The following is a 23091-nucleotide window of genomic DNA, read 5'->3' as shown; positions in this document are numbered from 1 at the left end:
CCGGCGGCGGTTCAGAAGGCCGCGACGACCGAGCCCTTGAAGGTCTCGTCGATGTACTGCTTGACCTTGTCGGAGTGGAGCAGCTCGGCGAGCTTCTTCACCCGCGGGTCGTTCTCCTTGCCCTTCTTGACGGCCAGGATGTTGGCGTACGGGTTGCCCGCGGCCTTCTCCAGCAGGATCGCGTCGGAGGCGGGCTTGAGGCCGGCCTCGATCGCGTAGTTGCCGTTGATGACGGCGGCGTCCAGGTCGGGCAGCGAGCGGGGCAGCTGGGCGGCCTCCAGCTCCTTCCACTTCAGGTGCTTCGGGTTGCCGGTCACGTCCGCCGGGGTGGCGGCGGTGCCCACGCCCTCCTTGAGGGTGATGACGTTGTTGTCGGCGAGCAGCTTGAGCGCCCGGCCCTCGTTGGTGGTGTCGTTGGGCAGGCCGACGGTGGCGCCGTCGGGCAGCTCGGCGGCCGACTTCACCTTCTTGGAGTACAGGCCGAGGGGCTCCAGGTGCACCGTCTCGACGGAGACGATGTCGGTGCCCTTCTTCTTGTTGAAGTCCTCCAGGTACGGCACGTGCTGGAAGTAGTTGGCGTCGGCCGAGCCGTCCTGCACCGAGGTGTTCGGGGTCACGTAGTCGGTGACCACCTTGACGTCGAGCTTGAGCCCGGCCGCGTCGGCCAGGTTCTTCTGGACGTACTCCAGGATCTGGGCGTGCGGGGTGGGGCTGGCGACGACCTTCAGCGGCGCGTCCGGGCTGGAGCCCGAGGACGAGGAGTCGCTGCCGCAGGCGGTCAGGGACAGGGCGAGGCCGGCGGTGGCGAGGATGCTGACGGACTTCAGGACGTTACGCACGAAAAGTGCCTTTCTCCATGGGTGGTGCGGGTGGTACGGGGTGGTCAGTGCGGGAGGACGAGCTCTTCGTCCTTCTCCGTGGTGGTGGTGCGGGAGCGCAGCAGGCGGGTGGTGCCGCCGGAGGAGCCGCGGTTGGTCAGGCGGCGGACGATCAGGTCGCCGATGAGCTGGATGACGGTCACGATGACGGCCAGCTCGGCGACGATGACCCACATGAAGCCGGTCTCGAAGCGCAGGTAGCCGTAGTTGATGGCGAGGAAGCCGAGGCCGCCGCCGCCGACCGTGCCGGCCATCGCGGAGAAGCCGATCAGCGCGATGACCGTGGTGACCACGGAGGAGACCAGCGAGGGCAGCGACTCGGGGAGCAGCACCTTGCGGACGGTGGTCCAGGTGCCGCCGCCCATCGAGTGGACGGCCTCCACCAGCCCGCCGTCGACCTCGCGGACGGAGGTCTCCACCAGCCGGGCGAAGAACGGGATGGCACCGACCGTCAGCGGCACGGTGGCCGCCTCCCAGCCGATGGTGGTTCCGGCGATGGCCCGGGTGAAGGTCTGCAGCGCCACCATGATGATGATGAACGGCATCGAGCGGCCGAGGTTGACGACGGCTCCGGTCACCCGGTTCACCGGGGCGTTCTGCAGCGCGCCGCCCTTGTCGGTGAGCACCAGCAGCAGGCCGAGCGGGAGCCCGAGCAGCACGGTGACGACCGCGGAGACGCCGACCATCTGGAAGGTCTCCCAGGTGGCGGGCCACATGAGTTCCTGCATCTGGTCCCAGGTCATGCCGCCGCTCCGTCCTTCTGGTCCAGCACGTCCACCTGCAGGCCCTGCTCGCGCAGGAAGCCGATCGGCACCACGTTGTCCTGGTGGCCGCCGGGCAGTTCGACCCGCATCCGGCCGACCATCCGGCCGGAGACGGTCTCCACCGCGGCGCCCAGGATGTTGATGTCGATCTGGTAGGTCCGGGCCAGCTGGGAGACGAACGGCCGGGCCGAGCTGTCGCCCTGGAAGGTGATCTCCAGCACGGTGTTGCCGGGGTGCCCCTGGCCGAACTCGCCGAGCGGGAACAGCTCCCGGGCGACCTCCGAGCCCTCGGTGGCGAGCAGGTCGGTGAGCTTGCCGGACTCCACCACCCGGCCGCCGCGCATCAGGGCGGCGGAGTCGCAGACGGACTTGATGACGTCCATCTCATGGGTGATCAGCAGCACGGTCAGGCCCAGCTGTTGGTTGAGGTCGCGCAGCAGCGCCAGGATCGAGCGGGTGGTCTCCGGGTCGAGCGCCGAGGTGGCCTCGTCGGAGAGCAGCACCTTGGGGTCGCCGGTCAGCGCGCGGGCGATGCCCACCCGCTGCTTCTGGCCGCCGGAGAGCTGGCCCGGGTAGTTGCGGGCCTTGTCGGCGAGGCCGACCAGCTCCAGCAGCTCGGCCGCCTTGCGGCGGCGCCGGGTGCGGTCCAGGCCGATGATCTCCAGCGGGAGTTCGACGTTCTCCTGCACGGTGCGCGAGGAGAGCAGGTTGAAGTGCTGGAAGACCATGCCGATCTTCTGCCGGGCGGCGCGCAGCTCCTTGCCGGCCCGGTGCTCGGTGCCGGGCAGCGCGGTCAGCTCCACGCCGTCCACGGTGACCGTGCCGGAGCTGGGGCGCTCCAGCATGTTGACGCAGCGGATCAGGGTGGACTTCCCGGCGCCGCTGGTGCCGACGACCCCGTACACCTCGCCCTCGCGGACGTGCAGGTCGACGCCGGCCAGCGCGGTGGTCTCGCGGCCTCGGCTTCGGTAGACCTTGGTCAGGTCCTTGGTGGTGATCACGGCTGCTTCCGTTGTTCGGGGGCGGACGAGGGCGTGCGGGGGCACACCTCTGAGGGTGGGTCAGGTCCGGCCATGCTTCGATCGTGGCCGCTGGGCGGCCGGGGCGCGCGTGGGCGTGGCCCTTACGTGTCAGGGCTCGCGGCGCGGCGGAAGAGGGAGCTGAAATGCCCTCAGAAGCGACACATTCGACAGCGACACATGCAGCTCTCACCCGTCGGCATGGTGCCGATGGCGGTGCGGGTCGTCGTCGTGGTCATGGGTGAAAGTAAATCAGACATATGGGCACGGTCCCAACTATCAGGAGCCGGTGTCCGCACTTCGGACACGACACTGTCACCTCAAGGGTGACGGCGCCCCGACCGAGGGTTCGGTCAGGGCGCCGTGGGTGTCGCGGGAGGGTGGTTCAGGCCGCCGCGGCGACCGTGGGGCGCTTCTCCAGGGTGACCACGCTCAGGCGGCCGGTGACCTCGCGGACGGTGGTCTGCCGGTAGCCGTGGCGGGCGTACAGGCGGAGGTTGCCGAGGCTGCGGTGGCCGGTGAAGAGCTGGTACGCGCCGACCGTGTGCTGCTCGCGCAGACGGCGCTCGACCGCCTCCAGCAGACGGCCGCCGAGGCCGTGCCGCTGCATCCGCGGGTGCACCACCAGACGGCCGATGTGCGCGGTGCCGTCCTCGTCCACCGAGCCGCGGACGGTGCCGACGATCTCGTCGCCGAGGCGGGCCACCAGGACGTGGCGCTCCGTCAGTTCCGCGCGCAGACTCTCCAGGGTCTGGGTCAGCGGCTCGATCGCCCAGTCTCCGTACAGTTCGGCCTCGGACTGGTAGCCGAGGTACTGGAGCTTCAGGATCGCCTCCGCGTCCTCGACGCTCGCCACCGAGATGTTCACGCTCATGCCCATGTGCGGGGGCCTCCCCATCGTTGGTTCCGGTGCGCGCGGTGAGGGTTCCGCACCGGTCGCCCTGCCGAAGGTTGCCCGGCCGGGGATCCGCCCAGGCCGGGGGTGTGGCGCAGACGCGTCCCGACTGTCCTCCGGACCCGGCTCTGCGCGCACGCCCAGTATCGGGCCGGGTGAGGAGGCGTCAAGGACGCGTTCGCCACCGCTCTACCCACCGGTCCGCCTGCGGCAACCCTCCCGTGGCCGGGACGTGGTGAGGGTCACTCCGGCCTCTCGTTGTGCAGGAGGGCGCGCAGGCAGGCCAGACAGCGCGAACGGGTCGGTCCGATGCTGCCGCGCGGGAGGCCCAGCCGCGCGGCGAGTTGGCGGTACGTCAGTTCGGGCGACTCGGCCAGCGCGGTCATCAGTTCGGGGCAGCGCCCGGGCAGGACGGCCAGCGCGCGGCGCACCGCGCGCGCCCTGGCGGCGGCGAGCGCCTGGTCCTCGGCGGAGGGCACGGTCCACTCCGTCCGGGTGACGGCGGGGTGGAGTTCGGCGTAGCGGATCACCCCCGGAGAACGACGAAGGGGCACCCCGGGAGGTGCCCCTTCGCGAGTGAAACGTCAGCCCTGGACCCACTCCTGCTGGGCCGCCAGGTCCGCCTTGAGCTCGGCCAGCTGGACCGCCACGGCCGACGGGGCGGTGCCGCCCCGGCCGTTGCGGGAGGCGATCGCGCCGTGCACGCTGAGCACCGAACGGACCTCCGGCGTCAGGTGCTCGCTGATCTCGGCGAACTGCTGGTCCGTCAGGTCCGAGAGCTCGATGCCCTGGCCCTCGCAGACCTTCACGCAGGCCCCCGCGACCTCGTGCGCCACCCGGAACGGCACGCCCTGCTTGACCAGCCACTCCGCGATGTCGGTCGCGAGGGAGAAGCCGGCCGGGGCCAGCTCCTCCAGCCGCTCCCGGTGCACCGTCAGGGTGGCCATCATCCCGGTGAAGGCCGGGAGCAGGACCTCGAGGGTGTCGCAGGAGTCGAAGACCGGCTCCTTGTCCTCCTGCAGGTCCCGGTTGTAGGCGAGCGGAAGCGCCTTGAGGGTGGCCAGCAGGCCGGTCAGGTTGCCGATCAGGCGGCCGGACTTGCCCCGGGCCAGCTCGGCGATGTCCGGGTTCTTCTTCTGCGGCATGATCGAGGAGCCCGTGGAGAAGGCGTCGTGCAGCGTGATGAAGCCGAACTCCTTGGTGTTCCAGATGATCACCTCCTCGGCGATCCGGGAGAGGTTGATCCCGATCATCGCGGTCACGAAGGCGAACTCGGCCACGAAGTCCCGCGAGGCGGTCCCGTCGATCGAGTTGCCCACCGAACCGCGCTCGAAGCCGAGCTCGGCCGCGACCTGCTCCGGGTCCAGACCGAGGGAGGACCCGGCCAGGGCGCCGGAGCCGTACGGCGAGACGGCGGTGCGGACGTCCCACTGGCGCAGCCGCTCGGCGTCCCGGCCGAGGGCCTGCACGTGCGCGAGGACGTGGTGGGCGAAGAGCACCGGCTGCGCGTGCTGCAGGTGGGTGCGGCCCGGCATGGCGGTGGCGGGGTGCGCCTCGGCCAGGCCGACCAGGGCGTGCTGGAGGTCCAGCAGCAGACCGCCGATGATCTTCGCGTGGTCCCGCAGGTACATCCGGAAGAGCGTGGCGATCTGGTCGTTCCGGGACCGGCCCGCGCGGAGCTTGCCGCCCAGGTCCGCACCGAGGCGCTCCAGCAGGCCCCGCTCCAGGGCGGTGTGCACGTCCTCGTCGGCGACGGTGCCGGTGAAGGTACCGGCCTGGACGTCGGCGAGCAGCTGGTCCAGGCCGGCCAGCATGCCGCCCAGCTCCTCGTCGGTGAGCAGGCCCGCCTTGTGCAGCACCCTGGCGTGGGCCTTCGAACCGGCGATGTCGTAGGGGGCGAGCCGCCAGTCGAAGTGCACCGAGGCGGACAGCTTGGCCAGCGCCTCCGAGGGGCCGTCGGCGAAGCGGGCGCCCCAGAGGCGGACGTCGGCGTTCTGGTCGGCGGTCATCGCGTGGGCTCCTTCGGGTGACTGTACGAGGATTGGCATAAGTATGCACTGCATCGCATGGAACACCAAACGCCTTCCGTTACGGACCCGTCGCCAGCTCCGCCAGTGAGGCGATCACCCGGATACCGGCGGCCGCGGCATCCGGCCTTCCGGAGGCAGAGCGGTCCAGCCAGACGGCCCGCAGCCCCGCGTCCCGCGCCCCGACCGCGTCCTTCTCGTAGTCGTCCCCGACGTAGGCCACCTCGGCGGGCGCCAGCCCCAGGGCCTCGCAGCCCGCCAGGAAGATGCTCGCCGCCGGCTTGGCCGCGCCGTGCTCCTGCGAGCAGACCAACGGTTCGGTGAAGTAGTGGAGCAGGCCGATCGCCTCCAGCTTCGCCCGCTGGTGCGCGGTCACCGAGTTCGACACCACGCCGAGCCGGAACCGCCCCGCCAACGCACCCAGCGCCGGCCGCACGTCCTCGAACGCCCGCCGGACCGCGTCCCTGTGCACCGCATAGCTCGCGAACCACGCCGCGGCCGCCTCGTCCGTCGTCCCGGTCGCGCCGGCCACCCCGGCCGCCGCGAGGAACCGCCGTATCCGCGCGGCCTTCTGCGCGGCGAACGTCAACTCACCGCTCAGGAAACGCGGGTACTCCGCCTCCCTGACCTCCCGCCACACCCGCAGCGCCTCCGCCCGCGACGCGAACCCGGCGGAGAGCCCCTCGGCCACCAAGTGCTCGTGAAGCCCGGCCTCCTCCGCCTCCTCGTAGTCGTACAGAGTCCCGTCGACGTCGAACAGCACCCCACGGATCGTCATGCCGGTCATTCTGGCGGGCTGAGGTCCGCCTGGAGTCCGTGGTGCCGCAGCCGGGTGCGCAGGAGCTCCATCTCGGCGAGGGTGCCCGTCGTGCCGCCGCCGATCAGCTCCCCGGCGAGGCGGCGGGCTTCCGGGAGCGGGGCGCCGGTGAGTTCGCGGAAGGTCTTCAGGACCGGAACGAGGCTGGGTACCGGGCCGGTCAGCCGGAGGTGGGTGGGGCCGTTGGCCGCCAGGAGGGCGGGGCGCCAGTGGGCGTCCGGCGGGGCGCCCTGACCGGCGTGTTCGCAGAGGTGGGCGCCGCAGGCGGTGCAGTGGAACTCGGCGTCCCACCACAGTTCGCCGCGCTCGACGAACTGGTTCACCTGACGTACCGCCAGGGCGCCGCAGTCGCACGGCGCGGGGATGCGCACCGTCTGACCGGTCACCGGGCGCGCCCGCCCCACCGGGGCGGCGGGACGGGCGTGGGGGTCACTGGGCCTTGGCCTGGGCGAGCTGCATCAGGTGGTCGGCCAGGGCCTGGCCGCCGAAGGGGTCGCGGCTGATGAGGAGGACGGTGTCGTCGCCGGCGATGGTGCCGATGATCTCGAAGACCTCGGCCTGGTCGATGGCGGAGGCGAGGAACTGGGCGGCGCCCGGCGGGGTGCGCAGGACCACCAGGTTGCCGGAGGCGGTGGCGGAGACCATGAGCTCGCCGGCCAGGCGGGCCATCCGGCCCTCGGTGGCGGATTCGCCCATGGGGGCGCGGGGGGTGCGGTCCCCGCCCTCGGCCGGGACGGCGTAGATCAGGGCGCCGTCCCGGTTGCGGATCTTCACCGCACCCAGCTCGTCCAGGTCCCGGGAGAGGGTCGCCTGGGTGACCACCAGTCCGTCGTCGGCGAGCAGCTTGGCCAACTGGCTCTGCGAGCGGACGGGCTGACGGGTCAACAGGTCGACGATCCTCCGGTGCCGGGCCGTGCGGGTCTGCGGGACCTGCGGCGTCGGCCCGGCGGCGGACTGGTCGGAGCTGGATGCGGTCATGACGAAGATTCTCCCGGAGTCCGCTCAGACGTTCGCGTCAGGGGTGACGCTGTTCAGGATCTCCGGCAGTGCGGCCAGGAAGGAGGCGGCCTCCGCCTCGGTGATCACGAGCGGCGGGACCAGCCGCACCGCGTCCGGCACGGCCGCGTTCACCAGGAAGCCCGCGGCCTGGGCGGCGGCCTGGACCTGCGCCGAGACGGGCGAGTTGAGCACGATGCCGAGCAGCAGCCCGGCGCCCCGGACGTGGCTGACCAGCGGGTGGCCGAGCGCCTCGATGCCGGTGCGCAGCTGCTCGCCGATCTTCTGGACGTGCTCCAGCAGGCCCTGCGAGGCGATGGTGTCGAGCACCGCGAGCCCGGCGGCGGCGACCACCGGGTTGCCCCCGAAGGTGGTGCCGTGGTGGCCCGGGTGGAGCAGTTCCGCCGCGTCGCCGAAGGCCAGGACCGCGCCGATCGGCAGTCCGCCGCCGAGGCCCTTGGCCAGGGTGACGACGTCCGGCTCGACGCCCTCGTACGCCTGGTGGGCGAACCAGCGGCCGGTCCGGCCGATGCCGGTCTGCACCTCGTCGAGCACCAGCAGGGTGCCGGTGGCCCGGGTGATCTCCCGAGCCGCCGTCAGGTAGCCGTCCGGCAGCGGGATCGCGCCGTTCTCACCCTGGATGGGCTCCAGGAAGACGGCGGCGGTCTGCTCCGTGACGGCGTCCCGCAGCGCCTCGACGTCGCCGAACGGGACGTAGGTGACGTCGCCGGGCAGCGGCAGGAAGGGGGTCTGCTTGGCGGGCTGGGCGGTGAGCGCCAGGGCGCCCATGGTGCGGCCGTGGAAGGCGCCCTGGAGCGAGACCACGTGGGTCCGGCCGGTGAGGCGGCCGATCTTGAAGGCGGCCTCGTTGGCCTCGGCGCCGGAGTTGCAGAAGAAGACCCGGCCGGGGCGGCCGTCCAGCTCCAGCAGCCGCTCCGCCAGGGCGATGGTGGGCTCGGCCATGAAGAGGTTGGAGACGTGGCCGAGCCGGGAGATCTGGCCGGTGACGGCCTCCACGATGGCGGGGTGGGCGGTGCCCAGCGCGTTCACCGCGATGCCGCCGACCAGGTCGAGGTAGGCCTTGCCGTCGGCGTCCCAGAAGGTCGAGCCCTCGCCCCGGACCAGCGGGAGCCGGGGGGTGCCGTAGTTGTCCATCAGCGAGTGCTGCCACCGCTGGGTGAGTTGGTCGTTCGTCATGCCAGGCCCCCCGGGACCGTCTCGTCTTCGTCCGGCACCACCATGGTGCCGATGCCCTCGTCGGTGAAGATCTCCAGCAGCAGGCTGTGCTGCACGCGGCCGTCCAGCACGCGCGCGGTGCCCACGCCGGAGCGGACGGCGCGCAGGCAGCCCTCCATCTTCGGCAGCATGCCGCTGGCCAGGGTGGGCAGCAGCTTGTCCAGCTCGCCGGCGCTGAGCTGGCTGATCACGTCGTCCGACTCGGGCCAGTTGGCGTACAGGCCCTCGACGTCGGTGAGCACCACCAGCATCTCGGCGCCCAGCGCCACGGCCATCGCGGAGGCGGCGGTGTCGGCGTTGATGTTGTAGACGTGGCCGTCGGTGCCGCGGGCGATCGAGGAGATCACCGGGATCCGGCCGTCGGCGATGAGCGCCTTCACGGCGCCCGCCTCGACGTTGACGATGTCCCCGACCAGGCCGATGTCGACCTGCTCGCCGTCCACCACGGCGTACCGCTTCACGGCGGTCATGGTGTGGGCGTCCTCGCCGGTCATGCCGACCGCGAACGGGCCGTGCTCGTTGAGCAGCCCGACCAGCTCGCGCTGGACCTGGCCGGCCAGCACCATCCGGACCACGTCCATGGTCTCGGGGGTGGTGACCCGCAGGCCCGCGGTGAAGCTGGACTCCAGGCCCAGCTTCTCCAGCTGCGAGCTGATCTGCGGGCCGCCCCCGTGCACCACGACGGGGTGCAGCCCGGCGTAGCGCAGGAAGACCACGTCCTGGGCGAAGGCCGCCTTCAGCGAGTCGTCGACCATGGCGTTGCCGCCGAACTTGATGACCACGGTCTTGCCGTGGAAGCGCTCCAGCCAGGGCAGCGCCTCGATCAGGGTCATCGCCTTGGGCAGCGCGGTGTTGTTCCGGGCCTGTTCGCCCTTGGGTGCGATCTTCACGGTGTGGGTGTCCCCCGGCTCAGGTGGAGTAGGCGCTGTTCTCGTGGACGTAGTCCGCGGTGAGGTCGTTGGTCCACACGCTGGCCTTCGCCTCCCCGGCCCGCAGGTCGGCGGTGATGACGATCTCACGGCCCGTCATGTCGACCAGGTCGCGGTCCTCCCCCACGCCGCCGTCCTTGCAGACCCAGACGCCGTTGATCGCGACGTTCAGCTCGTTCGGGTCGAAGGCGGCCGCGGTGGTGCCGATCGCGGCCAGCACCCGGCCCCAGTTCGGGTCCTCGCCGTGCAGGGCGCACTTGAGCAGGTTGTTCCGGGAGATGGTGCGGGCCACCTCGACGGCCTCGGCCTCGGTGGCCGCGTTCACCACGTCGATCCGGATGTCCTTGGAGGCGCCCTCGGCGTCGCCGATCAGCTGGCGGGCCAGGTCGGCGCTGACGGTGGCCACCGCGGCGGCGAACTCCGCCGGGTCCGGGGTGACGCCGGAGGCGCCGGAGGCGAGCAGCAGCACGGTGTCGTTGGTCGACATGCAGCCGTCGGAGTCGATCCGGTCGAAGGTGACGTTGGTCGCCGAGCGCAGCGCGGCGTCCAGGCCGGGGGCGTCGACCACGGCGTCGGTGGTGATGACGACGAGCATGGTGGCCAGGCTCGGGGCGAGCATGCCCGCGCCCTTGGCCATCCCGCCGACCGTCCAGCCGCCCTGATTGACCTGGGCGGTCTTGTGCACGGTGTCGGTGGTCTTGATGGCGATGGCGGCGGCCTCGCCGCCCTCCTCGCTGAGCGCCTTGGCGGCCTGCTCCACGCCGGGCAGCAGGATGTCCATCGGCAGCCGGACGCCGATCAGGCCGGTGGAGGCGACGGCCACCTCGCCCGCGTTCAGGCCGAGCTCCTCGGCGACCTTCTCGGCGGTGGCGTGGGTGTCCTGGAAGCCGGCCGGGCCGGTGCAGGCGTTGGCGCCGCCGGAGTTGAGCACGACCGCGGAGATCTGACCGCCCTTCACCACCTGCTCGCTCCAGAGCACGGGGGCGGCCTTGACCCGGTTCGAGGTGAAGACGCCGGCCGCGGCGAGCAGCGGGCCGTCGTTGACCACCAGGGCGAGGTCGGGGGTGCCGCTGGCCTTGATGCCGGCGGTGACGCCGACGGCGCGGAAGCCCTTGGCCGCCGTGACGCCGAGGTTCTGACTGGTGGTCACGGTGCGACTCCGATCAAGGGAAGGCCCAGCTCCTCGGGGAGGCCGAGGGCGATGTTCATGCTCTGCACCGCGCCGCCGGCGGTGCCCTTCACCAGGTTGTCGATCGCGCTGATCGCGATGATCCGCCCGGCGTGCTCGTCCAGGGCGACCTGGACCAGCGCGGCGTTGGAGCCGTAGACCGAACTGGTCTGCGGCCACTGCCCCTCGGGCAGCAGGCGGACGAAGGGCTCGCCCGCGAAGGCCTCGGTGTACGCGCGGCGCAGGCCCTCGGCGGTAGTGCCGGGCTTGGCCTTGGCGCTGCAGGTGGCCAGGATGCCGCGCGGCATCGGGGCCAGGGTGGGGGTGAAGGAGACGGTGACGTCCTCGCCCGCGACGGGGCCGAGGTTCTGCGCCATCTCCGGGGTGTGCCGGTGGCCGCCGCCCACGCCGTACGGGCTCATCGAGCCCATCACCTCGCTGCCCAGCAGGTGCGGCTTGACCGCCTTGCCGGCGCCGGAGGTGCCCGAGGCGGCGGTGATCACCGCCTCCGGCTCGGCGAGCCGGGCGGCGTAGGCCGGGAAGAGCGCCAGGGTGACCGCGGTCGGGTAGCAGCCCGGCACCGCGATCCGCTTGGTGCCCCTCAACGCGGCCCGGTGGCCGGGGAGTTCGGGCAGACCGTAGGGCCAGGTGCCGGCGTGCGGGGAGCCGTAGAACTTCTCCCAGACCGCGGCGTCCTTGAGCCGGAAGTCCGCCCCGCAGTCCACCACCAGGACGTCCTCGCCGAGCGCCTCGGCGACGGCGGCGGACTGGCCGTGCGGCAGCCCGAGGAAGACCACGTCGTGCCCGGCCAGCGTCTCGGGGGTGGTCGGCTCCAGCACCCGGTCGGCCAGCGGCAGCAGGTGCGGCTGCAGCTCGCCGAACCGCGCCCCCGCGTTGGACCCGCCGGTCAGCGCGCCGATCTCGACCTCCGGGTGGCCGAGCAGCAGGCGCAGCGCCTCGCCGCCCGCATACCCGCTCGCTCCGGCGACGGCCACTCGCAATGCCATGACGATTCCTCTCTAGGACTAGGCATGAATATACGCAGTACGGAACATTCATGCAAGAAGCTCATGCGGACCGGCCTCGACGGCAGAGCACGCACCATGACAACTTAGGCGACCCTAAGTTTTCCACGTCCGCGGGGCGCTTCCCGCCGGAACCCCGGCGCCGGCGGCCCCGGGCCCACCACGACGGCAGCCCGCGGACACTCTTACGGCGTGGCTTCCGATGAGAGCGGCGGGCAGTCGTAACGTCAAAGCAGCGGAGCTCCACGTTCTGCCCCGCGAAGCCGGTGATCCCGTCCCCCCAACGATATGAGCATTGCTCTGTTCGAATGAGGGGACAAACTTTCCCATTGCGCCATATGGCGTGGAGGCTCGGCGTATTCGCACACCAAGGTACAGCAGATCGGCTACGCTTACACTTTCCGGACTGTCTGAATGACAGTTGAATGGCCCAGGAAATGAGGAGTACTGCCGTGTCAGTCCATGAGTGGCTCCCCGATCAACTGGTCCACATCGGCCGCGTGGACTGGTCCGAGCCCCGGAGCGACAGGGCCTCCCTACGTCTGCAGGCGGGGCAGTCCGTCGTCCTGGACCGCCAGCCCTGGCGAGTCCTGGAGATCAAGGAATACCCCTACAGCCAATGGCCGGAGTCGTACCAGCAGTCCTGGCACGAGCACCTCCGGCTCTGGAGGCGCTCCGAGGACCTGAACGGCGGCTACCGGGCGGCGGAACCGCCCGACTGGGCCGGCTTCTACAAGCGCCCGGTCGTCCTCGTCCTGGGCAAGGAACACCTCCCCAAGTCGGCCCCGAAGCACTGGTGCGCACCGGCCAGTCACGATTGGCAGATTCTCCCGGATCACTACGCGGCATGCCGGGTATGTGACGAGCTGCCGCCCTGCCGCAATGGGGAGAACCGCTGGAACGGCGGGCCGAGGCGCAATGCGAAGGGCGAGCCGACCCCACTCATGGTCCCGCTCGGTTGTTGCATCGGATGTGCCGAACTCATCAAACCCAGAACGCGTTCCATCACTTTCCCCGGCCCTAATCTCTGGTATCCCGGACTCGGCGAAGGAAGCGCTTCATTCCATGCCCGGACCAGCTGCGCCGATCATGTGAGCCGCTACCGCAGGGAACTGGGGCAGGTTTACGCCAAGGACCCGCGCTTCATTCCCGACCCCCTGTTCTCCGAGACGGGGGCGGAAATCCTGGCACTTCCCAGGACCAGGTCCGCGGCGGACCCCGGGCGCCCGCTGAAGATCGCCCCCCGGGTCGGCAGCTACCCCGCGAGCACGAACGTCCCCGCCACCCCCCTGCACGGGGACGGCCTCCGGCCGGCCCCCGAACCGGACCACCACCGCCCCGCCCACGCCGGCACCGCGCACCTGCCCCCCGAGCTCGACGGCGGGCACCTGGCCCGGATCACCCAGTTCCCCGGCGCGACCGGCCACGCCCTGGGTGACCTCACCGAGGCCCGCACCGCCGACCAGACCGCGCGGGCGATCGAGGAACTCACCGCGGCGGTGCGCAACATCGCCGCCCGCCTGAACCTGGACCCGCCGCAGGGCTTCGGGGCCGCCAGGTAGGACCGGAACACGGCGAGTGCCGGCCTCCGAGAGCAACTCTCGGAGGCCGGCACTCGCCCGTTCACGGCCGTTCGCCACACCGCCGTTCGCCGACGGCGGCGGCCTACGGTCAGTCGGTGCCGGACTCCATCGCCGCGCGGTCCAGGGCCGCCTCCTCGGCGGTGGGCTCGACGGTGGAGGCGATGGCCTTGGCGCCGCCCTGGTCCATCGCGCCGATCAGACCGGTCGAGGCCGCCTGGGCGGCGCCGATCGAGCTCTGGCCGCCGGGGGCCTCGCCGACCAGGCCGAGGGCGGCGTACTGCTCCAGGCGGGAGCGGGAGTCGGCGATGTCGAGGTTGCGCATGGTCAGCTGGCCGATCCGGTCGACCGGGCCGAAGGCCGCGTCCTCGGTGCGCTCCATGGAGAGCTTGTCCGGGTGGTAGCTCAGGGCCGGGCCCTTGGTGTCGAGGATCGAGTAGTCCTCGCCGCGGCGCAGCCGCAGGGTGACCTCGCCGGTGATCGCGGCGCCGACCCAGCGCTGCAGCGACTCACGGACCATCAGGGCCTGCGGGTCCAGCCAGCGGCCCTCGTAGAGCAGCCGGCCGAGGCGGCGGCCCTCGTTGTGGTAGGCAGCGATGGTGTCCTCGTTGTGGATCGCGTTCACCAGGCGCTCGTAGACGATGTGCAGCAGCGCGAGGCCGGGGGCCTCGTAGATGCCGCGGCTCTTCGCCTCGATGATCCGGTTCTCGATCTGGTCGGACATGCCGAGGCCGTGGCGGCCGCCGATCGCGTTGGCCTCCATCACCAGGTCGACCGGGGAGGCGAAGGTCTTGCCGTTGATGGAGACCGGCCGGCCCTGCTCGAAGGCGATGGTGACGTCCTCGGTGGCGATCTCCACCGACGGGTCCCAGAACCGGACGCCCATGATCGGGTCGACGGTCTCGATGCCGGTGTCGAGGTGCTCCAGGGTCTTGGCCTCGTGGGTGGCGCCCCAGATGTTGGCGTCGGTGGAGTACGCCTTCTCGGTGGAGTCCCGGTAGGGCAGGCCGTGCGCGACCAGCCACTCGGACATCTCCTTGCGGCCGCCCAGCTCGGTCACGAAGTCCGCGTCCAGCCAGGGCTTGTAGATCCGCAGGTGCGGGTTGGCCAGCAGGCCGTAGCGGTAGAACCGCTCGATGTCGTTGCCCTTGTAGGTGGAGCCGTCGCCCCAGATCTGCACGCCGTCCTCGAGCATCGCCCGGACCAGCAGGGTGCCCGTCACGGCCCGGCCCAGCGGGGTGGTGTTGAAGTACGCCCGGCCGCCGGAGCGGATGTGGAACGCGCCGCAGGCCAGCGCCGCCAGCCCCTCCTCGACCAGGGCCGCCTTGCAGTCCACCAGGCGCGCGATCTCCGCCCCGTAGGCGGCGGCACGGCCGGGCACCGAGGCGATGTCGGGCTCGTCGTACTGGCCGATGTCGGCCGTGTACGTGCAGGGGACGGCGCCCTTGTCACGCATCCAGGCGACGGCCACCGAGGTGTCGAGGCCGCCGGAGAAGGCGATACCGACGCGCTCGCCGGTGGGGAGGGAGGTGAGGACCTTGGACATGGGAAGATTATGCATCATCATGCATGGCCATGCAACGCGGTTTCATCGCCCTCGCGGAACCGTCCCCGAGCCGCCATCCTGCCAGTCGACCTGACGCCCCGACAGCCACGAATTGCCGGTGCGCCCCGACCGCCGCGCGGCGTACCGTGCGCCGGTGAACCCACGGACCCCCGGCCGCCCCCTCGACGTCGAGGCCCTCTTCCCCGAGGTGGCGCCCTACCGCCGCCGCACCGTCCGGCTCCATCCCAGGGCCGGCTCGCCCCGCCGCCGGGACAGCTCGGTGGGCGGGCCGCTGCTCTGGCCGGCCGAGGAGCCGTGGCCGACCTGCCCCGACCACCCCGGCTCGCCGATGGTGGCGGTGCTCCAACTCCGGCTCATCGACCTGCCGGAGGAGGTGGTGCCGTTCCCGGACGGGTGCGACCTGCTCCAGGTGCTCTGGTGCCCGCGCGACCACGACGGCTGCTGGGTCGAGCCACTCGTGGTCTGGCGCCGGGCCCCGGCCAAGGGCGCGCGGGTACGCCCCGCCCCGCCGCCGCCCGCCGGGGCGGTGCGGCAGTACCTGCCCCGGCCGTGCACCGTGCACCCGGAGGCCGTGACGGAGTACCCGAGCTGGGACCTGCCGCAGGAGCTGTGGGACGCCCTGGAGGAGCGGTTCGACCGGCTGGAGGAGGAGCGCGGCTGGGCCTACCAGTACCACCTCTCCACCGCACCGGGCATCAAGCTGGGCGGCTACCCGGGCTGGAGCCAGGAGCCCGACGTTCCGCGCTGCCCGGTCTGCCGGCAGCCGATGGAGCACCTGCTGACCGTCGAGAGCACCGAGGGCGACGCCCTGTCGTCCACGGCCTGGACGCCCGCCGACGAGGGCCCGCGGGCGGAGGGCCCCGGCCTGACGCTGGGTGACCTGGGCGGGGTCTACCTGTTCGAGTGCCGCCGCTGTCCCGGCCGACCGTTCGCCCAGCGCTTCGACTGCGCCTGACGAGGGGTCAACTCCCCTCCGGGGGTGGGGAAATCCCCAGTCCGGAGTGACCTGGTGGCCACATGGGGCGGGAGCGGCGATCGGAGAAGACTTCGGGGCATGACAACGCATCGCATCGCCACCCTCGCCGCCGCGACCGCCGTGGCCGCCTCGCTCCTCGGACTCGCCGTCCCCCGGGCCGACGCGGCCCCACGGCAACCAAGTTGGACCAGCTGCCCGGGCAAGGACCTCGACCCGCGGCAGCGGTGCGCCACCGTCGAGGTGCCGCTGGACCACGCCGAACCGGGCGGGCCGCGGATCACCCTGGCCGTCTCCCGGATCCCGGCCGAGCGGCCGGAGCGGCGGCGCGGGGTGCTGCTGATGCTGCCCGGCGGCCCGGGCGGCGGGGCGGTGGACTGGCCGACCAGGGCGGCGAAGCAACTGCCGCGCGAGGTGCGGGAGATGTACGACCTGGTGGGCTTCGACCCGCGCGGGGTGGGCCGGAGCACGCCGGTGAGCTGCGGGCTGGCGCACGAGGACCTGTCGATGACGAAGCTGCGCCCCTGGCCCGCCCCGGACGGCTCGGTCACCGCCAACCTCGAGACCGCCCGCCGGGTCGCCGAGGCCTGCCTGCGCAACGGCGGGCCGGTGCTGCGCACGCTGTCGACCGCCAACGAGGCCCGTGACGTGGACGCGATCCGGCGGGCCCTCGGGGAGCGCAGGATCTCGCTCTGGGGCATCTCCTACGGCACCTACGCCGGGGCGGTGTACAGCACGATGTTCCCGAACCGCACCGACCGCGTGCTGCTGGACAGCAACGACGACCCGGACCCGGCGAAGGTCGGCCGCGGCTGGCTGGCCGCGTTCGGGCCGGGCGCCGAGGACCGGTTCCCGGACTTCGCCCGCTGGGCCGCCGCGCCGGACAACCCGCTGCGGCTGGCCGAGCGCCCGGAGCAGGTGCGGCCGCTCTTCCTGGAGCTGGCCACCGCGCTGGACCGCGAGCCGGTCCCCTGGCCGGGCGCCAACCCCGAGGTGCTGGACGGGAACGCGCTCCGCGAGGCGCTGCTCAACACGCTCTACGACGACGAGCGCTTCCCCTCCCTGGCCCGCCTGGTCCGGGCCGGGCTGGAGCGCCGCACCCCGCCCGCGCCGCAGCTGCCGCCGGACGCGGCGCTGCAGAACACCGTGGCGGTCTCGGCCGCGGTGCTCTGCAACGACGTGGCCTGGCCGCGCGACCCGGCCGGCTACACCCGGGCGGTCGCCGAGTCCCGCGCGAAGCACCCGCTCACGGCGGGCATGCCGGTGAACGTGATGCCCTGCGCGTTCTGGCCCGCCCCCGCCGAGCCCCCGGTCCGGATCGCCCCGGCCGGCCCGCCGAACGTCCTGCTGGCCCAGAACCTGCGCGACCCCGCCACCCCGTACGCGGGCGCCCTGAAGCTCCGTCAGGCCTTCGGCCACCGGGCCCGGATGGTCGCGGTCGACTCCGGCGGCCACGACGTCTACGCGGCCAACGGCAACGCCTGCGGCGACCGGTTGGTGACCGCCTTCCTGACCACCGGCAGCCGCCCGGCGGAGGACGTGCTCTGCCCCGCCGAGTAGGCGCCGGCCGGCCCGGACACCGGCGGGGCCGGGGCGGAACGATTCGCCGTCGAACAGCCCCGGGCCGCCAAGGGATCACCGGGGGACCACCGGGGCGGCTCCCCCGTACGGCGGTGTCGCACGCACGCCCGGCTCACTACCATCCGTAGTCAGCAGATCGCAGCCCGCTGCCGAGGGAGCCGCCATGCCCCAGTCCCCTTCCCCCTCCACCGCCAGAGCCGGCGCCGCGCCCGGCGGCCGGGCCGTCTGGTCCGACTTCTGCGCCGTGGCACCCAGCCCGGAGCTCCGTGACCGGCTCCAGCAGGAGCTGGCCCGGCTGCGCTCCGGCCCGGACGAGCTGGCCGGCCAGTTCACGGTGGGGCGCACGCCGCACCGGCTCGGCTTCGACGACGGCGCCATCTTCCCGCCCGAGGAGTTCCCGCTCGGCACCCCGTACACCACCATCAAGCAGGCGGCGGCCGAGCGGGCCCCGCTGCGCGGCGCGGTGCGGGTCGTGGTGGTGCTGGCCGACTTCTCCGACAAGGCCCTGACGGCCGATCAGGAGCACTTCGAGAAGCTGTTCTTCTCGCTCGGCGAGCTGGAGCACGGCTCCGTCCGGGAGTACTACCGCGAGGTGACGCACGGTCTGGTGGACATCGTCGGCGAGGTGGTCGGCCCGCTCCGGCTGCCCCAGACGCTGGCCTGGTACGCCAACGGGAACTTCGGCATCGGCCGCCCCACCGGCGAGCCCCGCGCCCACCTGATGGCCCGTGACGCGCTGCTGGCCGCCGACCCGACGGTGGACTTCGCCCCGTACGACAACGACGGCAACGGCTTCGTGGACGCCTTCATCGTGGTGCACGCCGGCTCCGGCGGCGAGGCCACCGGCGCCCCGGGCGACATCTGGTCGCACAAGTGGACCCTGCCCGAGGTGCGGAACGTGGACGGCACCAAGGTGTTCGCCTACCTCACCATCCCCGAGGACGCGAAGATCGGCGTCTGCGCGCACGAGCTGGGCCACCTGCTGTTCGGCTTCCCCGACCTCTACGACACCGACGGCTCCTCCGAGGGCGTGGGGAACTGGTGCCTGATGGGCGGCGGTTCCTGGGGCGGCGGGGGCGACGTGCCGACCCACCCGTCCGCCTGGTGCAAGGTCAACCAGGGCTGGGCCAGCTCCACCGTGGTCACCTCCGGCGGCCCGGTGACCTTCGAGGACGTCAAGTCCAGCCACACCGTCCACCGGCTCTGGAAGAACGGCACCGGGGGGAACGAGTACTTCCTGGTGGAGAACCGCCAGCAGAGCGGCTACGACGTCTCGCTGCCCGGCTCCGGCCTGCTGATCTGGCACGTGGACGAGAGCAAGCCGGGCAACACCGACGAGAGCCACTACAAGGTCGGCCTGGTCCAGGCCGACGCCCGCCGCGACCTGGAGCTGGCCCGCAACCGCGGCGACGGCGGCGACCCGTACCCGGGCAGCGCGAACCGGACGGAGTTCACCTCCACCAGCACCCCGAACTCCAAGTCCTACGCGGGCGCCGACACCTGCGTCTCCGTCACCGGCATCCCCGCCCCGGCGGTGAGCATGACCGCCACCGTCTCGGTCACCTGCGGCAAGCCGCTGCTCAAGGAGCTGAAGGACGGCGGCAAGGAGCTCAAGGACGCCCGCAAGGAGCTGAAGGACGGGCTCAAGGACCTCAAGGAGCCGTTCAAGGACCGCAAGGACGGCCGGAAGGAGCTCAAGGAGCCCTTCAAGGAGCGCAAGGACATCAAGGACCGGGTCGAGCACAAGCGGCCCGAGCGGCCCAGGCCCCCCTTCGAGCGCAGCGCCCCGGACGCCGATCCGCTGACCGAGGCGGTGCTCGACCTCCAGGCCCGGCTGACCGCCGTGGAGCAGGCCCTGACGGGTGGTCAGGGCGGCGAGGACGACGGCCAGGGCGGAGCGGAGTACGAGGACGGGGGCGGCGAGCCGTTCATCGGCTCCTCGCTCCGCCCCGACCTCCAGGGCGGGCCGGTCTACGACCCGGAGACCGAGGGGCTCCGGCAGGCCATGGCCGAGGGCGACCCGGCGGCCAAGCGCGCCTTCGACAACCTGCCCCCGCAGTGACCGCGCCCCCCGCGGCGCCCCGCACGGTCCTCGTCCTGGCCGACCGGACCGACCTGGGCGCGGCCTCCGTGGCCCGCGCGCTGGCCGGCCGGGCGGGCGGGGGCCGGGTGCTGCTGCTCGGCCCCGGAGACCTGCTCCGGGCCCGGTGGTCGCACCGGGTGGACGCCGCGGGGGCCGCCCGCACCGTGCTCGCCCTGCCCGGCGGCGAGCGCCTCGCCGACGAGGCGGTGGGCGCGGTGCTGCACCGGCTGACGCACCTTCCGCCGGACCGGGCGGCCGGTGCCCCGGCCAAGGACCACGACTACGCCCGGGCCGAGCGGTACGCGCTGCTCGCCAGCTGGCTGCTCGGCCTCGGGCCCCGGGTGCTCGGCCCGCACCACTCCTGCGGCACCTCCCCCGGCGCCCTCTCCCCCGCCACCGCCCTCTCCCTGGCCGGGCGGCTCGGCCTCCCGGTCGCCCGCACCGGCCGGGCCACCCGGGCCGGCCTGCTCACCGCCGGGCCCGGCGAGCTGCTCCTCCCCGAACTGGACTGGCCCGGCGGCCCCGGCGCCCCCGTCCCGGCCGAACTCCACCCGGCCCCCGCCACCGGCCCCCGCCTGCTCCTCTGCGGCCCCCGCCTCCTCGGCCCGGCCGCCGCCCGCTACGGCCCGCGGGCCCGCCTCCTCGCCGACCGCCTCGGCACCACCCTCCTGGAGCTCCGCTTCACCCCCGCCGGCCTGCTCACCGAGGTCGACCTCCACCCGCCCCTGTCCCCCGCCGCCCACCGCACCGCCGTCGCCGACTGGCTCCACCGGACGGCCCGCGGCGAACCGACGGCACGCCAGAACGACGGAGGGGCACCGGGCCTCCCCACCGCCCCGGCCGGCCTCCCGCAATCCCCCGCACCCCTCGCCCCGCAGGGCCGCACTCCGGAGGTGACGCGGTGATCCTCTTCTACGGGCTGCTCGACGACCCGCCGCTGGCACGCGCCGTGGAGGCCGCCCGGGTGGCGGGCCACGAGCACCTGGTGGTCGACCAGGCCCGGCTGGCGCGGCACGACTTCGTCTGCGGGACGGGCCTGCCCGGGTCGGTGTCGGTGGACGGGCGGCGGGTGGGGCTCGACGAGGTCACGGCCGTCTACGCCCGTCCGCTGGAGCTGCCCGCCGCGCCGGGGGACGACCTGGCGGCGCTGGCCCGGGCGGCCGCCTTCCACCGCTGGTTCACCGACTGGCTGGACTGGGCCGACGCCCTGGTGGTCAACCGCCCGCTCGCCATGGAGTCCAACGCGTCCAAGCCGTACCAGGCCCAGCTGATCGCCCGCACCGGCTTCCCGGTGCCGGAGACGCTGGTGACGGACGACCCGGACGAGGTGCGGGAGTTCCGCGCCGAGCACGGCCGGGTGGTCTACAAGTCGGTCAGCGGCATCCGCTCGATCGTGCGGGAGCTGACCCCTGACGACGAGTCACGCCTGCACCTGGTGCGCGGCCTGCCGACCCAGTTCCAGGCGTACGTGCCGGGGCGGGACGTCCGGGTGCACGTGGTCGGCCGGGAGGTGTTCGCGACCGCGGTGGAGAGCGCCGCCGTCGACTACCGCTACGCCCACCAGGACGGCCTGGAGGCCGAGCTGACGGCGTGCCGGCTGCCGGCGGAGGTGGCGGAGCGGTCGGTGGCGCTGGCGGCCGCGCTGGGGCTGCCGTTGGCCGGGATCGACCTGCGGCGGCGGCCGGACGGTGCTTGGGTGTGCTTCGAGGTGAATCCGATGCCCGCCTACAGCTACTACGAATCGCACACCGGCCTGCCGATCGCCGCCGCCCTGGCCGCGCTGCTGGCCGGGGCCCGGACCCCCGTGGAGGCATGAGCCGATGGTCGCGTCGATGGAGAACCTGACCGTGCTGCGGGTCCGCCTGGTGAGCGCCGCGCCGCACCCCCGGCTGCCCGGCTGGCAGCTGGCCCGGGTGGAGCTGCTCTCCGCCACCCCGGTGGAGGGCTTCGCCGACCTGCTCTCGCCCCGGGTGGGCGGGCCGCTCGACCTGGCGGTCCGCCCGGCGCAGCTGGCGGGGGTGGCGCCGGGCACGGTGCTGCGGCTGCGCGCCCGGCTGTCCGCCGGGGAGGCCTTCGCCGAGCAGGAGCCGGCCCCGGGCGACTTCGCCGTCGAGGGGGCCGGGCCCGTCCTCTGACGGGGCCTCAGTTCACGTCCACGTCGTCGAAGAGCTCCAGCATCCGGCCGAGCACCCGGACGGTGGTCTCGACGTCCGCCGCCGTGACGTCCTCGCCGATCTGGCGCAGCAGCCCGTGCTCGCGCTCCAGCACGGCGGCGATGGCGGCGCGGCCGCCGCCGGTCAGCCGGATCAGCGAGGAGCGCTGGTGGGCCGGGTTGGGGATGGCCTCCACCAGCCCGGCCGCCAGCGCGTCGTTGACCATCCGCTGGACGAACTGGCGGCTGAGCGCCTGGGCCCGGCCCATCTGGGGGACGGTCATCGGCCCGTGCTCGCGGAGCAGGTCGAGCACGGCCCGGACGCCGACGGACAGGCCCTGCTCGGGGACGTCCGTCTCGACCTTGCGCTGGACCCGGCGGTAGAGCGGGCCGACCAGGGCGAAGACCTCCATCAGCCGGGGGGCGAGGTCGGGTTCACGGGGAGCGTCGTTGTCGGTCACCCGTCCATCATGACACCCGAGGTGCCAATTTTCCGAGAAGGATGACAACTGGGTTGTCATCTCACTTCGAACATGGCACCTTGGTTGTCATGACGAACGCCACCGAGCAGTCCTACGCCGCCACCGTCCGCACCTTCGAGTCCGAGGACGGCCCCCTCGCCTACCGTGACGCGGGCTCCGGCCGCCCCGTCGTGCTGCTGCACGGCGGCTTCATGGACTTCACCATGTGGGACGCGCAGGTCGCCGCCCTCTCCGCCCGCTACCGGGTGATCGCCCCGGACGCCCGGGGCCACGGCGCCTCGGCCAACGCCACCGAGCCCTTCCGCCAGTGCGACGACCTGGCCGCCCTGCTGCGCCACCTCGACCTGGGCCCGGCCGTGCTGGTCGGCCTCTCGATGGGCGGCACCATCGCGGTGGAGACGGTCCTGGAGCACCCGGAGCTGGTCGCCGGGATCCTGATCAGCGGCGGCGGCACCCACGAGCCCACCGTCAGCGACGCCTGGAACGACGAGGCCCACGGGATCAACAGCACCGCCCTGATGTCCGGCGACATCGAGGGCTGGCTCGACTCGCTCGCCCTCTGGGAGGCCGGCCCGCACCGCGAGGTCGCCGACCTCGACCCGGAACTGGTGCGCCGCCGCCGGGACATGGCGCTGCGCACGATCATGAAGCACACCCCGGACGAGCCGAACAACCACGTCCAGGTCCCCGCCACCCTGGGCCGGGCCGGCGAGGTCACCGTCCCGGTGCTGGCCGCCAGCGGCGCGCTGGACTCCCCCGCCCTGATCTCGCTGGCCACCCCGTTCGCCCAGGCCGCCCCGAAGGGCCGGGTCGCCGACATCCCGGACACCGCCCACATCCCCGCGATGGAGCGCCCGGAGGTCTACACCCGGATCATCGAGGACTTCCTCACCGAGGTGTACGGCGTCTGACCCGCCCT

At 72.8% G+C, this 23091-nt stretch carries 23 protein-coding genes; 8 read left to right on the top strand and 15 right to left on the bottom strand.

Translation table 11 applies throughout. The features are described from left to right. Nucleotides 1–11 precede the first annotated feature (11 nt). From ACIA8O_RS21485 to argC, 13 genes are all read right to left on the bottom strand, one after another. On the bottom strand, nt 12–839 hold the full coding sequence (locus ACIA8O_RS21485; protein ID WP_396295528.1) for a MetQ/NlpA family ABC transporter substrate-binding protein: 828 nt from the start codon (nt 837–839) through the stop codon (nt 12–14). Nucleotides 840–883: 44 nt separating this feature from the next. Then, nucleotides 884–1621 (bottom strand): methionine ABC transporter permease, encoded by a 738-nt coding sequence (locus ACIA8O_RS21480; protein ID WP_396295527.1) that lies wholly within the window; start codon nt 1619–1621, stop codon nt 884–886. Next, nucleotides 1618–2643 (bottom strand): methionine ABC transporter ATP-binding protein, encoded by a 1026-nt coding sequence (locus ACIA8O_RS21475; protein ID WP_396295526.1) that lies wholly within the window; start codon nt 2641–2643, stop codon nt 1618–1620. The genes ACIA8O_RS21480 and ACIA8O_RS21475 overlap by 4 nt, the downstream gene beginning before the upstream one ends. Before the next feature lie 403 nt (nt 2644–3046). Continuing rightward, complete coding sequence (locus ACIA8O_RS21470; RefSeq protein ID WP_396295525.1) at nt 3047–3541, bottom strand: GNAT family N-acetyltransferase; 495 nt, start codon at nt 3539–3541, stop codon at nt 3047–3049. 257 nt (nt 3542–3798) lie between these two features. Then, nucleotides 3799–4110: a hypothetical protein gene (locus ACIA8O_RS21465; protein WP_396295524.1), complete on the bottom strand. Its 312-nt coding sequence runs from the start codon at nt 4108–4110 to the stop codon at nt 3799–3801. A 30-nt stretch (nt 4111–4140) separates the two neighbouring features. Further along, the gene (gene argH / locus ACIA8O_RS21460; protein ID WP_396295523.1) at nt 4141–5565 is read right to left on the bottom strand and encodes an argininosuccinate lyase; all 1425 of its coding nucleotides are present in this window, start codon (nt 5563–5565) and stop codon (nt 4141–4143) included. 79 nt (nt 5566–5644) lie between these two features. Then, nucleotides 5645–6361 (bottom strand): HAD family hydrolase, encoded by a 717-nt coding sequence (locus ACIA8O_RS21455; protein ID WP_396295522.1) that lies wholly within the window; start codon nt 6359–6361, stop codon nt 5645–5647. A 5-nt stretch (nt 6362–6366) separates the two neighbouring features. Beyond that, a complete protein-coding gene (locus tag ACIA8O_RS21450) occupies nt 6367–6786 on the bottom strand; it encodes a hypothetical protein (RefSeq protein WP_396295521.1) in 420 nt (139 codons plus the stop codon). A gap of 43 nt (nt 6787–6829) precedes the next feature. Further along, entirely contained in the window at nt 6830–7378 is a 549-nt protein-coding gene (locus ACIA8O_RS21445) for an arginine repressor (RefSeq protein ID WP_345283413.1), read from the bottom strand. A gap of 24 nt (nt 7379–7402) precedes the next feature. After that, complete coding sequence (locus ACIA8O_RS21440; protein ID WP_396295520.1) at nt 7403–8593, bottom strand: acetylornithine transaminase; 1191 nt, start codon at nt 8591–8593, stop codon at nt 7403–7405. Further along, nucleotides 8590–9465: an acetylglutamate kinase gene (argB, locus tag ACIA8O_RS21435; RefSeq protein WP_396295737.1), complete on the bottom strand. Its 876-nt coding sequence runs from the start codon at nt 9463–9465 to the stop codon at nt 8590–8592. Before argB ends, ACIA8O_RS21440 begins: the two co-directional genes overlap by 4 nt. A 76-nt stretch (nt 9466–9541) precedes the next feature. Next, nucleotides 9542–10711 carry a bifunctional glutamate N-acetyltransferase/amino-acid acetyltransferase ArgJ gene (gene argJ / locus ACIA8O_RS21430; RefSeq protein WP_396295519.1) on the bottom strand — a complete coding sequence of 390 codons (1170 nt, stop codon included), beginning with the start codon at nt 10709–10711 and terminating at the stop codon, nt 9542–9544. Continuing rightward, nucleotides 10708–11736, bottom strand: a complete 1029-nt coding sequence (argC, locus tag ACIA8O_RS21425) for an N-acetyl-gamma-glutamyl-phosphate reductase (RefSeq protein ID WP_396295518.1) — start codon at nt 11734–11736, stop codon at nt 10708–10710. The genes argJ and argC overlap by 4 nt, the downstream gene beginning before the upstream one ends. A gap of 470 nt (nt 11737–12206) precedes the next feature. Here argC and ACIA8O_RS21420 point away from each other — a divergent pair, with 470 nt between their 5' ends. After that, nucleotides 12207–13316 (top strand): hypothetical protein, encoded by a 1110-nt coding sequence (locus tag ACIA8O_RS21420; RefSeq protein WP_396295517.1) that lies wholly within the window; start codon nt 12207–12209, stop codon nt 13314–13316. Between the two features lie 109 nt (nt 13317–13425). On the opposite strand, the gene argG is transcribed toward ACIA8O_RS21420, so the two are convergent. Beyond that, complete coding sequence (argG, locus tag ACIA8O_RS21415) at nt 13426–14880, bottom strand: argininosuccinate synthase (RefSeq protein ID WP_396295516.1); 1455 nt, start codon at nt 14878–14880, stop codon at nt 13426–13428. A gap of 154 nt (nt 14881–15034) precedes the next feature. On the opposite strand from argG, the gene ACIA8O_RS21410 reads away from it, so the two are divergent. From ACIA8O_RS21410 to ACIA8O_RS21385, 6 genes are all read left to right on the top strand, one after another. Next, nucleotides 15035–15856, top strand: a complete 822-nt coding sequence (locus tag ACIA8O_RS21410; RefSeq protein WP_396295515.1) for a DUF1963 domain-containing protein — start codon at nt 15035–15037, stop codon at nt 15854–15856. 99 nt (nt 15857–15955) lie between these two features. Continuing rightward, nucleotides 15956–17434: an alpha/beta hydrolase gene (locus tag ACIA8O_RS21405; RefSeq protein WP_396295514.1), complete on the top strand. Its 1479-nt coding sequence runs from the start codon at nt 15956–15958 to the stop codon at nt 17432–17434. 184 nt (nt 17435–17618) lie between these two features. Beyond that, nucleotides 17619–19517, top strand: coding sequence for a M6 family metalloprotease domain-containing protein (locus tag ACIA8O_RS21400; protein ID WP_396295513.1), 1899 nt, complete (start codon nt 17619–17621; stop codon nt 19515–19517). Then, nucleotides 19514–20443 (top strand): hypothetical protein, encoded by a 930-nt coding sequence (locus tag ACIA8O_RS21395; protein ID WP_396295512.1) that lies wholly within the window; start codon nt 19514–19516, stop codon nt 20441–20443. The genes ACIA8O_RS21400 and ACIA8O_RS21395 overlap by 4 nt, the downstream gene beginning before the upstream one ends. Beyond that, the gene (locus tag ACIA8O_RS21390; protein WP_396295511.1) at nt 20440–21354 is read left to right on the top strand and encodes a RimK family alpha-L-glutamate ligase; all 915 of its coding nucleotides are present in this window, start codon (nt 20440–20442) and stop codon (nt 21352–21354) included. Before ACIA8O_RS21395 ends, ACIA8O_RS21390 begins: the two co-directional genes overlap by 4 nt. Before the next feature lie 16 nt (nt 21355–21370). After that, nucleotides 21371–21673 carry a hypothetical protein gene (locus ACIA8O_RS21385; protein ID WP_396295510.1) on the top strand — a complete coding sequence of 101 codons (303 nt, stop codon included), beginning with the start codon at nt 21371–21373 and terminating at the stop codon, nt 21671–21673. A 7-nt stretch (nt 21674–21680) separates the two neighbouring features. On the opposite strand, the gene ACIA8O_RS21380 is transcribed toward ACIA8O_RS21385, so the two are convergent. Next, nucleotides 21681–22151, bottom strand: a complete 471-nt coding sequence (locus tag ACIA8O_RS21380) for a MarR family winged helix-turn-helix transcriptional regulator (protein ID WP_396295509.1) — start codon at nt 22149–22151, stop codon at nt 21681–21683. Between the two features lie 89 nt (nt 22152–22240). On the opposite strand from ACIA8O_RS21380, the gene ACIA8O_RS21375 reads away from it, so the two are divergent. Then, the gene (locus ACIA8O_RS21375; RefSeq protein ID WP_396295508.1) at nt 22241–23083 is read left to right on the top strand and encodes an alpha/beta fold hydrolase; all 843 of its coding nucleotides are present in this window, start codon (nt 22241–22243) and stop codon (nt 23081–23083) included. Nucleotides 23084–23091 lie beyond the last annotated feature (8 nt).

Source organism: Kitasatospora sp. NPDC051853 (assembly GCF_044452665.1).
Classification (GTDB): Bacteria; Actinomycetota; Actinomycetes; order Streptomycetales; family Streptomycetaceae; genus Kitasatospora.
Note: the sequence above shows the minus strand (reverse complement) of the source record. Positions and strands in the feature narration are given on the sequence as shown.